The organism is Clostridium sp. CM74B_53 (genome assembly GCF_036318045.1).
Classification (GTDB): Bacteria; Bacillota; Clostridia; order Lachnospirales; family Lachnospiraceae; genus Pilosibacter.
Map to the genome: position 1 here is coordinate 89423 of NZ_JAWQDE010000005.1, position 14277 is coordinate 103699.

The 14277-nt window shown below is 49.2% G+C and carries 12 protein-coding genes; 11 read left to right on the forward strand and 1 reads right to left on the reverse strand.

The window, feature by feature from the left end:
* The first annotated feature begins 245 nt into the window (after positions 1 to 245).
* The 11 genes from V2546_RS05800 (at position 246) to V2546_RS05850 (ending at position 12769) form a co-directional block, all read left to right on the forward strand.
* On the forward strand, positions 246 to 1415 hold the full coding sequence (locus V2546_RS05800; RefSeq protein ID WP_118530055.1) for a cation diffusion facilitator family transporter: 1170 nt from the start codon (positions 246 to 248) through the stop codon (positions 1413 to 1415).
* A 179-nt stretch (positions 1416 to 1594) separates the two neighbouring features.
* The gene (locus V2546_RS05805) at positions 1595 to 2650 is read left to right on the forward strand and encodes a DUF6612 family protein (RefSeq protein WP_147352714.1); all 1056 of its coding nucleotides are present in this window, start codon (positions 1595 to 1597) and stop codon (positions 2648 to 2650) included.
* Positions 2651 to 2947: 297 nt separating this feature from the next.
* A complete protein-coding gene (locus V2546_RS05810) occupies positions 2948 to 4039 on the forward strand; it encodes a glycosyltransferase family 2 protein (RefSeq protein WP_329751801.1) in 1092 nt (363 codons plus the stop codon).
* A gap of 138 nt (positions 4040 to 4177) precedes the next feature.
* Positions 4178 to 4951, forward strand: a complete 774-nt coding sequence (locus V2546_RS05815) for a hypothetical protein (protein WP_329751802.1) — start codon at positions 4178 to 4180, stop codon at positions 4949 to 4951.
* Between the two features lie 160 nt (positions 4952 to 5111).
* Entirely contained in the window at positions 5112 to 5522 is a 411-nt protein-coding gene (locus V2546_RS05820) for a PaaI family thioesterase (RefSeq protein WP_118297454.1), read from the forward strand.
* 377 nt (positions 5523 to 5899) lie between these two features.
* Positions 5900 to 6319: a 30S ribosomal protein S12 gene (rpsL, locus tag V2546_RS05825; protein ID WP_118297453.1), complete on the forward strand. Its 420-nt coding sequence runs from the start codon at positions 5900 to 5902 to the stop codon at positions 6317 to 6319.
* 261 nt (positions 6320 to 6580) lie between these two features.
* Positions 6581 to 7051 carry a 30S ribosomal protein S7 gene (gene rpsG / locus V2546_RS05830; protein ID WP_021905592.1) on the forward strand — a complete coding sequence of 157 codons (471 nt, stop codon included), beginning with the start codon at positions 6581 to 6583 and terminating at the stop codon, positions 7049 to 7051.
* A 15-nt stretch (positions 7052 to 7066) separates the two neighbouring features.
* Entirely contained in the window at positions 7067 to 9193 is a 2127-nt protein-coding gene (gene fusA, locus V2546_RS05835) for an elongation factor G (protein ID WP_021905591.1), read from the forward strand.
* A gap of 125 nt (positions 9194 to 9318) precedes the next feature.
* A complete protein-coding gene (gene tuf, locus V2546_RS05840; RefSeq protein ID WP_118530051.1) occupies positions 9319 to 10512 on the forward strand; it encodes an elongation factor Tu in 1194 nt (397 codons plus the stop codon).
* Between the two features lie 476 nt (positions 10513 to 10988).
* Positions 10989 to 11201, forward strand: a complete 213-nt coding sequence (locus tag V2546_RS05845) for a FeoA family protein (RefSeq protein ID WP_215702097.1) — start codon at positions 10989 to 10991, stop codon at positions 11199 to 11201.
* 350 nt (positions 11202 to 11551) lie between these two features.
* Positions 11552 to 12769, forward strand: coding sequence for a pyruvate kinase (locus V2546_RS05850; protein ID WP_329751803.1), 1218 nt, complete (start codon positions 11552 to 11554; stop codon positions 12767 to 12769).
* 307 nt (positions 12770 to 13076) lie between these two features.
* Here V2546_RS05850 and V2546_RS05855 read toward each other — a convergent pair whose 3' ends face one another.
* Positions 13077 to 14225 carry a glycerate kinase gene (locus V2546_RS05855; protein WP_329751804.1) on the reverse strand — a complete coding sequence of 383 codons (1149 nt, stop codon included), beginning with the start codon at positions 14223 to 14225 and terminating at the stop codon, positions 13077 to 13079.
* Between the last annotated feature and the right edge of the window lie 52 nt (positions 14226 to 14277).

The window sequence follows — 14277 nt, forward strand, 5'->3', positions numbered from 1 at the left end:
TGGGGAAGCTCCTGGAAACAGGAACTTTCCCATAGGCTGATGCATATAAGAACAGCGAGGAGAACATGCGAGATCATGTTTTTCCTCGCTGTTTGAGTATACGGAAGGTTAGAGACAGGCAACTTTTACCAGGGGATATCTGGAAGGATTTCTTTCATTTGCGGATCTTATGATGGTTCGACCTGAATTTCAGGCTTATGTTTTATAGTCTGTATGCAAAGTGCAGACTGATTGGAGTGTTTTATATGATTACAATATTATCGAGCTTATTTATAAAAAACAGAGATCAGGTCGGAGACGGCAATGTGCGCCGCGCCTACGGAATGCTCTGCAGCATCGTCGGGATCGCACTCAACGTCTGCCTGTTTGCCGGCAAGTACCTGGCGGGAGTGATCAGCGGATCGATCGCCATCACGGCGGATGCGTTTAACAACCTGTCAGATGCAGGATCATCATTTATCTCCCTGGTGGGGTTCAAATTTTCCGGCATGAAGGCAGATGCGGACCATCCGTTCGGACACGGTAGGATCGAGTATGTGTCCGGCTTCGGCGTTTCCATGATCATCATCCTGATGGGATTTGAGCTCTTAAAGACATCGGTCGGGAAGATCTTTCATCCGGAACCGGTCGAGACAAGCACTCTGGCGGTCGGAATCCTCATTGTCTCTATCTGCGTGAAGGCATATATGTTCTTCTATAACCGTTCCGTGGGAACGAAGATCCAGTCGGAGACGATGAAGGCGACAGCGATGGACAGTATGAGTGACTCCATCGCGACAACGGCAGTCCTGGTCTCGATGGGGATCGCGTATGCGACGGGAGTCAACGTGGACGGATGGTGCGGATGTCTGGTTGCATGCTTTGTTCTCTACGCGGGATATGGCGCTGCGAAGGATACTTTAAATCCACTCCTCGGAGAGGCACCGTCAAAAGAATTTGTCGATGAGATCAAGTCCATCGTACTCGCGCATCCGGAGATCCTTGGGATCCACGATCTTGTGGTACATGACTACGGCCCGGGAAGACGCATGATCTCCCTGCACGGGGAAGTATCCGGTGACAGCGATATTTTTGAGATCCACGATGTGATCGACAGGATCGAGAAAGAATTAAAGAGAAAACTCGGCTGTGAAGCTGTGATCCATATGGACCCGATCGTTGTCAATGACGAGAAGATTAACGAGACGAAAAAAGAGGTCGTGGAGATGATCCGGGAAAATTTCCCGGGTGTCACGATCCACGATTTCCGGATGGTGCAGGGACCAACCCACACGAACCTGATCTTCGACGCAGCCGTTCCGTTCCAATATGGAAAGACAAATGAGGAAGTAAAGAAAGGGATCGCGAAGCTGATCACAGAGAAGTGGAGCAACTATTATGCGGTGATCCAGGCGGAGCAGTCGTATACGGAATAGGAAAGAAATGATAACAGAATCCTGAAGAATTACGGAAAAAATATAAATCCGACATACAAATGAATTGCGGAAGAGAGCGGAACCTGTTATATTGTCAATAGATGCTGCCTGAAGATACAGGCGAAAAAGGTCCTGCGCCGGAAAGGCGTCCGGACGGTAAAAACAAGGAGGTCTCTCTTATGAAAAAGTGGAAAATGGTCCTGACAGCTGCGATGCCGCTTGCAATGGCACTCTCGTTCCCTGCATTTGCGGGTGAGTGGCAGGAAGACATGAACGGCTGGAAATACCAGAATGATGACGGTTCCTACTGTAGAAACGGCTGGTACTGGCTGGATGGTGATCATGACGGCTGGGCACAGTGCTATTATTTCGGAAATACCGGATATGCGATGACTGATTACGGTCGTGCGGACGGTTATGAGATCGACAAGAATGGCGCGTGGAGCGTAAACAGTGTAACCCAGGTGAAGTCGGTTCCGACTGATGTGGAAGAGAATGATCCGGAGGCCATGGAAGTTTACGAGGAAGCGCAGCAGTTAAATGAAACGCTCAAGAGCGAAAATATCGATGTGAACTACCGGATTACAACATCTTATCTTGATGAAACTCTGGATATGACTATGGACATGAACATCAAGATGAGGGAGACGGAAGACGGAAACATCGAATTCCTCTGCGACGGAACATCCAATACACTGGGAACAGAGGTGCCGATCGAGATGTTCTATACGGGCGGCAACATGTATGTGGACATGATGGGAATTAAATATAAGCAGCCGATGTCTTTGGAAGATGCTGCAAAGCAGGCGACCCAGCTCGATATGAACCTGGGTACAGATGTGATCAAAGGTCTAAGAATGTATCAGAACGGCGATACAAAGAAACTTGCCTACAACATCAACGAAGATAAGATCAATGAAGTGATCCAGGCGATCACCGGTGCGACAGCAGAGACATATGCGACTCTCGGTGTTGGCATGGACATGAAGGTCAACGAGGCAAACGGCGAGATGACGATCAACAAAGATGGCTACTACGAGAACATGAAGATCTTCATGGATGTTACAATGAACATTACAGATATGGAGACATCTGAGGTCGATGTGATGAACTACAAGATCGACATGAACATGGACTGCAAGAATCCGGGTAAGGAAGTTCTCTTTGAACTCCCGTCCACAGACGGATTTGAGGAGCTGAATCTTCTGGATCTGACAGGTGAGGAGCAGGAGTAAAAACGGTACATCAGTCTGGGCTCTGCGGATAGATGGCAGACGGGACAAACCTGCAATAAATACAAATGAAGAGTGAATGCCGGAAATAATGCCGGAGAAAACGGGCGCTGCCTTTGAATCCTTATGGATCCAGGCAGCGCCTGTTTATATACGGTGCGCCGGGGGCAGATGGATTCACACAATGGATTCACACAACATGAGAGAACTTTAAGAGAGCTGCCGGTATAAAATATGAAATATTCGGACAGATTTTACAGGATCTCATATATTGATAAAAAGGGACAACAGAGGGAATGTATGGCTTCTGTCAGTTTATGCATGATCGTCCGCAATGAAGAACAGGTCCTTGGAAGATGCCTTTCCTGTGTGAAAGATTTTGCGGATGAGATCATCATTGTCGATACCGGTTCAAACGACAAAACAAAGGAAATCGCGTCATTGTTTAAGGATCAGATCTATGATTTTCCCTGGATCGATGATTTTGCGGCGGCGAGGAATTTTGCGTTTCAGAAAGGAACGGGAGACTATCTTTTCTGGCTGGATGCGGATGATGTGATCACGGAAGAAGAGCAAAAGAAACTGATGAAACTAAAAATGCGTCTGGATCAGGAGAAACCGGACGTGGTGATGATGAAATATGCGGTTGGATATGACGGAAGCGGAAGTCCGTCATTTTTCTTTTATCGGGAACGTCTTCTGAGAAGATGCGAAAGAGCGGTATGGAAAGGGCGGATCCATGAGGTGATCGAACCGTTTGGAAAGACAGTGCGGGAAGATATTCTGATCGAACATCGGAAGATCGGGACGGGAGATCCAGACCGCAATCTCAGGATCTTTGAAAAGATGATACGGGAGAAGGGAAAAATCGCGGGCCTGACTGCGCGTGAACACTATTACTATGGAAAGGAACTGTATTACCATAAACGATATAAAGAGGCGGCCGGTGTGTTTTTGACTTATCTGGAAAGGTCTGACGGCTGGCACATCGACCGGATAGATGCGTGCAGGCACGGGGCATTTTGCATGTATCAGCTGGGAAAGCGGGATGAGGCACTTTCTTTTCTGCTCATGGGTCTGCGGGAAGGAATTCCGGGACCGGAACTCTGCTGTGATCTTGGATGGTGGTTCTTTTCCGGAAAGCAGTATGCGGATGCGGAATTCTGGTACCGCCAGGCACTGAAAACGGGAAGATTGGCCGGGGAGGAAGGATTTATCATGCCGGAATACCGCGGGTATATTCCGTATCTCCAGCTTTGCGTATGCCTTGACCGGATGGGAGAGAGAAAAAAAGCGTGCTGGTATAACGAGCTGGCGGAACGATGCCATCCGGGAACGGAAGCGTGCAGAAAGAACCGGGAATATTTTGCACGGATCGGAATGAGAAAATAAAAATGCTGCGGCAGGATCAAGGCCGCGGATGGAGCGATAAAGAGAGCAGGAACGAATATGGACGGGCAGCATAAAGTATAGTAAACGGATATCCGGTTACGGAATATTCGTGAAAAATAAGGAGAAGGAGATTCAGATATGAGAAATATGGATTATGATCCTTATCGTGATGCCGGCTGTATAGGGGAGCGAAATCGCTGTGAAAATGGATGCCAGGGCGCGGGATGCGGCGGAAACTGCGGACGGCCGGGTGGAAACTGCTGCTGCAGAGGTCCGATGGGGCCGAGAGGTCCGCAGGGATGCCCGGGGCCAATGGGACCAGCAGGGCCGATAGGGCCACAGGGACCGACCGGTCCGCAGGGATTTCCTGGATATGACGGTGCGCAGGGGCCGATTGGTCCGACAGGGGCGCAGGGCCCGGTGGGAGCGACAGGAGCGCAAGGTCCGGTAGGAGCGACAGGAGCGCAGGGTCCGACGGGACCGACAGGGGCAACCGGAGCAGCAGGCCCGGCTGGAGAGGCAGGAGCGCAGGGTCCAACCGGAGCAACCGGAGCAGCAGGTCCGGCAGGCCCGGCTGGAGAGGCAGGAGCGCAGGGTCCAACCGGAGCAACCGGAGCAGCAGGTCCGGCAGGTCCGGCTGGAGCGACAGGAGCGCAGGGTCCGGTGGGAGCGATGGGACCGACAGGAGCAACCGGAGCGGTAGGCCCGACAGGACCGACTGGAGCAACCGGCCCGGCAGGCCCAACAGGGGCGACAGGCCCAACGGGAGCAACTGGTCCAACAGGCCCGGCAGGAACCGTGACAGCGGCAGCTCCGGTCGCGGACGCGACGAGCACGGAAGATGTGGTAGCTCAGCTGAATGCCCTGATGGCAAGCCTTCGGACTGCAGGTCTTCTGGCAGTCGATGATTGAGAATGCCCGGAGAGGAGATCTACAGCCGGATCTCCTCTCCGGTTCTTGCATGGAAGAACTACATATGATAAAATGTAGTCGGAGACAGCAGGTGAACATGCGTGTTTCATGACAGCAGAAAACTGCGCAGCACGTTATGACAGAATTTCAGGAGGCAGAAATGAGTGAAAAGATACAGTACGGGATCGATCCGGACGAATATGTAAAAAATAATCCCTTTATGGAATATACGAATATGAAGATCGAAAAGATCTCACCGGAGTGCAGTGAGATCAGCATGAAGATCACACATGGCGTCACAAACCTGATGGGAATGGTACATGGCGGAATGCTCTACGCACTCGCAGATGTGGTCACGGGACTGACGGCGAGAGCAGATGGAAAGAAGTATGTGACTCAGAGCGCACATGTGAATTTTATCCGGAACGTATCGGAGGGGACTGTCCATGCGAAGGGGATCCTGGTCCGCCGTGGCCGTACGATCACGATCGTGCGGAGTGAGGTGACAGATGAGAAAGGAAATCTCCTTGCAGATGTGACGGTGGACATGTTCTGCCTGGGAGAAAAATAATAGTAAGAAAATACTGTGAACGGCAGCATGGTACTGGACCATGGATGCGGTACCTGACAACACAGGCGCATGCCCGGGATGTGCGGCTGTGGAATGGGGCAGGAAACGGATGATCCCGAGAGATAAAAATGATGGAAAATCCGCTTGGAAAACAGACAAAAACAGCAAAAATCACAAAGTTTAAAAATGAGACAACTCATCCAGGCGTGTCATGGTCGGAAAATGCCGTATTTTCAAAGAAAATTTAAGGTTTCACCTTGACATGCGGAAAATCTCTGTATATAATAATGGGGCGTGCATCGGGTACGTCCCGTTTTTTTGTGCGCATAAAGGCTGAAAGCAGCAACCAACAGTCAATATCACAGGAGGTGAAAAGAATGCCAACATTTAACCAGTTAGTAAGAAAAGGTAGAGAGACTGCTGTAAAGAAATCTACAGCTCCGGCACTCCAGAAAGGATACAATTCCCTTCATAAGAAAGCCACAGATACATCTGCTCCGCAGAAGAGAGGTGTATGCACAGCTGTTAAGACTGCAACTCCTAAGAAGCCGAACTCCGCTCTTAGAAAGATTGCCAGAGTACGTCTTTCCAACGGTATTGAAGTAACAAGCTATATCCCGGGTGAGGGACATAACCTTCAGGAGCACTCCGTTGTTCTGATCCGTGGTGGTCGTGTTAAGGACCTTCCGGGTACCAGATACCACATCATCAGAGGTACTCTTGATACTGCAGGCGTTGCCAACAGAAGACAGGCTCGCTCCAAGTACGGCGCAAAGAGACCGAAAGATAAAAAATAAGGTTATTACAAAGTAATAACTGCTACTCAAATGTAGCGCAGCGGAGTTCAGGTATTCCGTCTCAAGCAGAACGGTCAATAGCTTGAACAACCGCAAGAGGGATCACTAACAGGAATAAAGTGAATGCAGATAACGCATATTAGTGCCGGTGGTATTTGACCTGTGGTTGCAGGAAATAGATAGAAAACCGCGCGCGAACACATTTTATGGAAACATGTGAGTACCGATGATATAATTTTTATAATTAAGGAGGGAAGTAACGTGCCACGTAAAGGACATACTCAGAAAAGAGACGTATTAGCAGACCCGCTTTACAGCAACAAAGTTGTAACCAAGCTGATCAACAACATCATGCTTGATGGTAAGAGGGGCGTTGCTCAGAAGATTGTTTACGGCGCTTTCGAAGAGGTCGCTGAGAAGACCGGTAAGGACGCTGTAGAAGTATTCGAAGAGGCTATGAACAACATCATGCCGGTTCTCGAAGTTAAGGCAAAACGTATCGGTGGTGCAACATACCAGGTACCGATCGAGGTTAAGCCGGAGAGAAGACAGGCATTAGGCCTTCGCTGGATCACTCTCTATTCCCGTAAGAGAAGCGAGAAGACCCAGGTAGAGAGACTTGCAAACGAGATTATGGATGCAGCTAACAACACTGGCGCATCTGTAAAGAAGAAAGAGGAAATGCATAAGATGGCTGAGGCTAACAAGGCATTTGCTCACTACAGATTCTAATAGGAGGAAAAATCCTTGGCTGGAAGAGAATATCCGTTAGAGAGAACCAGAAATATCGGAATCATGGCTCATATCGATGCTGGTAAAACAACAACGACAGAGCGTATCCTTTATTATACTGGTATTAACTATAAGATCGGTGATACTCACGAAGGTACAGCTACCATGGACTGGATGGAGCAGGAGCAGGAGAGAGGTATCACAATCACATCCGCAGCTACGACTTGTCACTGGACACTCCAGGAAAAGACAAAGCCGAAGGCTGGCGCACTTGAGCACCGTATCAACATCATCGATACACCAGGCCACGTAGACTTCACTGTTGAGGTTGAGCGTTCCCTCCGTGTACTTGATGGCGCTGTCGGCGTTTTCTGTGCAAAGGGTGGTGTAGAGCCGCAGTCTGAGAATGTATGGCGTCAGGCTGATACCTACAATGTACCGAGAATGGCATTCGTCAACAAGATGGATATCCTTGGTGCAAACTTCTACGCTTGTGTAGATCAGATCCGCAACAGACTTGGCAAGAATGCAATCTGCATTCAGCTCCCGATCGGTAAGGAAGACGAGTTCAAGGGAATCATCGACCTCTTCGAAATGCAGGCTTACATCTACAACGATGAAAAGGGTGATGATATCTCCGTAACAGACATTCCGGAAGATATGAAGGATGATGCAGAGCTTTACCACAGCGAGCTCGTTGAGAAGATCTGCGAGCTTGATGATGACCTCATGATGCAGTATCTTGAGGGTGAAGAGCCGACCGTTGACGAGATGAAGAAGGTTCTTCGTAAAGCTACATGTGAGTGTGATGCAGTTCCGGTATGCTGCGGTACAGCATACAGAAACAAGGGCGTACAGAAACTCCTTGATGCGATCATCGAGTACATGCCGTCTCCGCTTGACATCCCGCCGATCAAAGGTGTTGACCTTGAGGGCAACGAGGTTGTTCGTCATTCTTCCGATGATGAGCCGTTCTCCGCACTTGCATTCAAGATCATGACAGACCCGTTCGTAGGTAAACTTGCATTCTTCCGTGTTTACTCCGGTACAATGAATTCTGGTTCCTACGTATTAAATGCAACAAAAGACAAAAAAGAGCGTGTTGGCCGTATTCTTCAGATGCATGCAAACAAGAGACACGAGCTTGACAAGGTTTACTCCGGTGATATCGCAGCAGCTGTTGGCTTCAAGTCCACAACGACTGGTGATACAATCTGTGACGAGCAGCATCCGGTAATCCTTGAGTCCATGGTATTCCCAGAGCCGGTTATCGATATCGCAATCGAGCCGAAGACAAAAGCCGGACAGGATAAGATGGGCGAGGCTCTTGCAAAGCTTGCTGAAGAGGATCCGACATTCCGTGTTCATACAGATACAGAAACAGGCCAGACAATCATCTCCGGTATGGGTGAGCTTCACCTCGAGATTATCGTTGACCGTCTCCTTCGTGAATTCAAGGTAGAGGCAAACGTTGGTGCTCCGCAGGTAGCTTACAAGGAGACAATGACTAAGGCTGTTGATGTAGACAGCAAGTACGCGAAGCAGTCCGGTGGTCGTGGTCAGTACGGTCACTGTAAAGTACACTTCACACCGATGGATCCGAACGGCGAAGAGACATTCAAGTTCACCTCTTCCGTTGTCGGCGGTGCTATTCCGAAGGAATACATCCCGGCTGTCGGCGAAGGTATCGAGGAGGCTACAAAGGCTGGTATCCTTGGCGGATTCCCGGTACTCGGCGTAGCTGCAGATGTATACGACGGATCTTACCATGAGGTCGACTCTTCCGAGATGGCATTCCACATTGCCGGATCCATGGCATTCAAGGATGCTATGGCGAAAGGCAACCCGGTACTTCTTGAGCCGATCATGAAGGTTGAGGTTACAATGCCTGAGGAGTACATGGGCGACGTTATCGGTGACGTTAACGCACGTCGTGGACGTATCGAGGGTATGGAAGATATCGGCGGCGGCAAGATGGTTAAAGCATATGTTCCGCTTGCTGAGATGTTCGGCTACTCCACAGACCTTCGTTCCAGAACACAGGGTCGTGGTAACTACTCCATGTTCTTCGAGAAGTACGAGCAGGTACCGAAGAGCGTTCAGGAGAAGATCATCGCTGAGAGAAAGGGCGCTGCGAAATAATCGCAGTTTCCCTTTGTATTAGGCAAGAATAGGCTTGAAAAACTTTTTCGAATAGAATATAATAGTATTCAGCCTAAGTTAAATATAATAGCCCAATGGGCGCAAATTAAGGAGGACGTTTTAAAATGGCAAAAGCTAAGTTTGAAAGAACCAAACCGCATTGTAACATTGGTACCATTGGACACGTTGACCATGGTAAAACAACATTAACAGCAGCAATCACAAAAGTTCTTGCAGCAAGAGTTGCAGGTAACACAGCTGAGAACTTTGAAGATATCGATAAAGCTCCGGAAGAGAGAGAGCGTGGAATCACAATCTCCACAGCTCACGTTGAGTATCAGACAGAGAAGAGACACTATGCACACGTTGACTGCCCAGGCCATGCTGACTATGTAAAGAACATGATCACTGGTGCTGCTCAGATGGATGGTGCTATCCTCGTTGTAGCTGCTACTGATGGTGTTATGGCTCAGACAAGAGAGCACATCCTGCTTTCCCGTCAGGTAGGCGTACCGTACATCGTAGTATTCATGAACAAGTGCGATATGGTTGACGATCCGGAGCTTCTTGAGCTCGTAGAGATGGAGATCAGAGACCTTCTTAACGAGTACGAGTTCCCGGGCGATGACACTCCGATCATCCAGGGTTCCGCTCTTAAGGCTCTTGAGGATCCGAACGGTCCGTGGGGCGACAAGATCATGGAACTTATGGACGCTGTAGATAGCTACATTCCGGATCCGGTTCGTGACACAGATAAGCCGTTCCTTATGCCGATCGAGGATGTATTCACAATCACAGGTCGTGGTACAGTTGCTACAGGCCGTGTAGAGCGTGGTACTCTTAAACTCAACGATGAGGTTGAGATCGTTGGTATTCACGAGGAGACTCGTAAGACAGTTGTAACTGGTATCGAGATGTTCCGTAAGCTCCTTGACCAGGCTCAGGCTGGTGATAACATCGGTGCTCTTCTTCGTGGCGTTCAGAGAACAGAGATCCAGAGAGGTCAGTGTCTTGTTAAACCGGGTTCCGTAACCTGCCACAAGAAATTCACAGCTCAGGTTTACGTTCTTACTAAAGACGAGGGTGGCCGTCATACACCGTTCTTCAACAACTATCGTCCGCAGTTCTACTTCAGAACAACAGACGTTACAGGTGTTTGCGAGCTTCCGGAAGGTACAGAGATGTGCATGCCGGGCGACAACGTTGAGATGACAATCGAGCTTATCCATCCGGTAGCTATGGAGCAGGGTCTTCGTTTCGCTATCCGTGAGGGCGGCAGAACTGTTGGTTCCGGTAGAGTTGCTACAATCATCGAGTAATTAATTCGAAATTTAATATATAGTATCTCCGTGAGATATTTGTGTCCAAGCGTAAGAGACCCGCAGAACAAAGTTCTGCGGGTTTTTCTGTATTTTGAAAAAACATCAACAGAACGCTTGATCCGCATCCTTGGAAAACCAACCAGAACCTACAAAGATCGGATTTTCGAATGCTATTATCGGACCGAAAAACGGCATTGGAAGTTTATAATGCGATGGAGCATGTTATGTCACAGCTGATATAGAAGATAAGAGTGTATCTGTCCAAAATGCACATAGATAAAGAAGAAGTGTTGTTTCATAGAGCGTGAAAAGATTATCTGCCACTAACTGGTTTTATGCTTGACTAACCGATAGTTTGAAGAGTATCCTGTAAAAGAAGATACAAAAAGAATAATGCAGAGAAAGATGTCAGATAATATATAGCGAACATAAAAGGAAACTTATTGTAGAGTATAGAATCAGGGGGCGTAATCATGCAGGCTTTATCAACAGCGAAATCCGGGGAACGGTACACGATTAAATGGATGCTTGGAAATCAGCAGGTGATGGATTTTCTTCACCGCCACGATTTCTGCGAGGGGAATGCGGTTGACGTGATCCAGCAGAACAATGACTGGATGATCATCGGAAATGATGGATGCAGACTTGCAATCGGATGCGAGGTTGCAGACCGGATCCAGGTGTAAAAGAAAGTAAAAGAGTGAGAACGGCGGTTGGAATTTCGATCATGAGATCGGATAGATCCGGCTGCCGTTTCTCTATGTGTAACGGAATGAGAAGAAAACCATATTTATGTGGATCCAAGGTGCCGGAAGCAATCATGTACAAAATTCGAAACGGATGATTTGCCACGTTTGAAAACTGTTTTTACGAAATTCGAATAACAGATGGTTCCTGCTCGGAAAATCCGGGATCGCGAAGGATCGTTGATGCAACTGCGCAGAGTTACCTGTTTACCAGATGTGAGTGACAAGTGCGATGCCTTATGTTATTCTTGGAACAGAATGGTTATCAGGAGAGTGGGGGAAGAATTACAATGGTAAAAATCTATGGAACACTGGGGCCTGCATGTCAGGATGAAAAGATCCTGACGGAAATGTTTGCGCTTGGAATGACCGGAATGAGGTTGAATTTATCCCATGTGACACTGGCAGAGTCCGGGGAGCTGATCGGGAAGATGAAGTGGGCGGCAGAATCATGCGGGGTGAAGCCGCAGCTCCTGATCGATCTTCAGGGACCGGAGCTTCGCACAGGGGCGGTTGCGGAGCCAATCCTGCTGAAGAATGAAGAAATCGTGGAGATCTGTGCGGCGGCTGATTGGAAGACTGAAAATGAAAGAAATGACAGATGTGGGGATATGGATCTGATTCGTTCAGCAACGGATCAGAAAGATCAGAAGGTTGTTGAATTTTTAGAAAAAAACAGCAGAGAAGAATTAACGGAAACGGCCGATAAAAAGAAAAACAGTGAAAGTTCGCCGGTGCAAAACCGGACATCTGCTCAGAGGGTGTCTGCCCGGATCGAGCTGCCGGATATTACGATCCCATACCTGATTCCAGGGCAGGAGATTCTCCTCGATGATGGGAAAATTCACCTGAAGGTTGTGGAAAATTCGGAGAATATAAAGCCGGGAAGTGGAGAAAAACGGAGATATTTCGCAAAGGTACTCTGGGGTGGACTGTTGAAGAGCAGAAAGAGTGCAGCATTTCCGGGAGCGAAGATCAATTCTCCGACACTGACAAAAGCTGATCTTGAAAATATCCGGCTCGCGAAAGAGATGGGCGTAACAGGAGTCATGCAGCCGTTTGTGCGGGGACGGGAAGATCTGGAATGTGTAAAAAATGCTCTGCAGGAAGCCGGAGCTGAGGATGTGAAGCTTTTTGCAAAGATCGAGAATCTGGACGGAGTACGGAAATTGGAAGAGCTGCTTCCGGGAGCCGATGAGATCGTAATTGCCAGAGGAGATCTTGGAAATGCGGTCCATCTTTGGGACCTTCCCAGTGTGCAGAGAGAAATCTCGCAGAAATGCCAGGCGACCGGAAAACCGTTTATGGTGGTGACGCAGATGCTTGCGTCCATGGAGCGGAACCCTGTTCCGACCCGCGCGGAGGTGAATGATATCTTCCACGCGGTGCTGGACGGTGCTTCGTCCGTTATGGTGACTGGGGAGACTGCGGCCGGAGATTATCCGGTGGAGGTGATCCGGTATCTGGTCAATACGGTGAGAAGTGCGGAACTTGTGAGACACGGGTAGAAAAATGAAGTCAAAAGGCTCTATATCGATCGGTGGTGGATTCCTGGAATCCCACCTGATTATTGATATAGAGCCTTTATTTACGCGAACAACGAGCCAATGTCCGCGCTTGCGCGAGACCTTGGCAACTGTCCGGATAGATCCGGAAAATATGTGGAGTAACGATGCAGTTCAGTGTGGATCAAAGTGGATTGTCTGCGCTGACCGGTGTTTGGTGGAGACAATACCGGGAACGGTTACGGTTGCGGCAGCGTTTTTGGATTTCACATGCAGGTCCATACAGATTCCGTAAATGTGAGAACAAAAATTACCGGAGTTGCTCCTGACTGCCCGCGAGGAAAATCCGAAGAACATTTTCAGCAGTCCGCTCCAGATTCTCCTTTGCATGCTCCATGGCCTCTTCAAGTGTTATGATGCCGGGGACAGTATCGAAGATCGCGTCAATCCCAAATTTATAGAGAGCTTCACAGCCCTCGCCTTTTGCACCGGCGATCGCAACGACAGGGACGTTCCTGATCTTTTTTGCGCGGGAGGCAACGCCAACCGGGACTTTTCCGAGTGCGGACTGGGAGTCGATCCGGCCTTCTCCGGTGATGACAAGGTCTGCGAGTTTCACGTGCTCATCGAAATTTGTGAGATCCAGGACGAGATCAATCCCGGAACAGATCGTAACCGGAAAATACGGGATAATTCCGCAGAGAAGGCCGCCGGCAGCACCGCTGCCATCGGTTTCCGCTGTGCTGCATTTCAGTTGATCTTTTAATACAGATGCATAGTGATCCAGAGATGAATCCAGGATCCTGACCTGATCAGGAGTGGCTCCCTTTTGCGGACCGAAAATGGCAGCGGCTCCGGAAGATCCACAGAGTCGGTTTTTCACATCGCATGCAATGACAAATTCACATTCGCTTGCCTCAGTCAGCAGACCAGCTGTGGAGATCTGAGCAAGTTCGCTTAGATGAACACCGCCAGGGGCGAGTTCTTTTCCGGTCTTGTCGAGAAAGGAAATTCCAAGCGCCTGAGCCAGTCCGGCACCGCCATCGGTCGTGGCGCTTCCTCCGAGACCTAAAATGATCTTTTTTACGCCATGTTCCAACGCATGTCGGATCAGCTCTCCGGTTCCGAACGTGGAAGCGCAAAGAGCATCCCGCTCCTTAGGCTTTAACAAGGTAAGTCCGGAGGCTGCCGCAGTCTCGATCACAGCGCTCCCATCCGGCAAAAGTCCATATTCGGCTGTGATAGCCCGTCCCAACGGATCATGCGCGGGAACGCGGACCTTTGTTCCATTCATGGCTGCAACGAGGGCATCTACAGTTCCCTCACCGCCGTCAGCGACGGGAATTTTCGTGACAGCCACATCGGGGATCACGGCTTTTGCGGCAGATTCGATGGTGTCAGTGACTTCACGGGCAGAGCAGCTTCCCTTAAAGGAATCCGCGGCGATCAGTATATTCATGGTTAATTCCTCCTGAAATTGAAGCAAAGATGCTAGGGCAGATCCTCTTTAT

What these genes read in the sequence shown, in the direction of transcription:
- rpsL (WP_118297453.1), top strand. Translation starts at nt 5,900, where the DNA reads ATGCCAACATTTAACCAGTTAGTAAGAAAAGGTAGAGAGACTGCTGTA.
- V2546_RS05820 (WP_118297454.1), top strand. Translation starts at nt 5,112, where the DNA reads ATGAGTGAAAAGATACAGTACGGGATCGATCCGGACGAATATGTAAAA.
- V2546_RS05855 (WP_329751804.1), bottom strand. Translation starts at nt 14,225, where the DNA reads ATGAATATACTGATCGCCGCGGATTCCTTTAAGGGAAGCTGCTCTGCC.
- tuf (WP_118530051.1), top strand. Translation starts at nt 9,319, where the DNA reads ATGGCAAAAGCTAAGTTTGAAAGAACCAAACCGCATTGTAACATTGGT.
- V2546_RS05810 (WP_329751801.1), top strand. Translation starts at nt 2,948, where the DNA reads ATGGCTTCTGTCAGTTTATGCATGATCGTCCGCAATGAAGAACAGGTC.
- V2546_RS05805 (WP_147352714.1), top strand. Translation starts at nt 1,595, where the DNA reads ATGAAAAAGTGGAAAATGGTCCTGACAGCTGCGATGCCGCTTGCAATG.
- V2546_RS05800 (WP_118530055.1), top strand. Translation starts at nt 246, where the DNA reads ATGATTACAATATTATCGAGCTTATTTATAAAAAACAGAGATCAGGTC.
- V2546_RS05850 (WP_329751803.1), top strand. Translation starts at nt 11,552, where the DNA reads ATGGTAAAAATCTATGGAACACTGGGGCCTGCATGTCAGGATGAAAAG.
- V2546_RS05845 (WP_215702097.1), top strand. Translation starts at nt 10,989, where the DNA reads ATGCAGGCTTTATCAACAGCGAAATCCGGGGAACGGTACACGATTAAA.
- V2546_RS05815 (WP_329751802.1), top strand. Translation starts at nt 4,178, where the DNA reads ATGAGAAATATGGATTATGATCCTTATCGTGATGCCGGCTGTATAGGG.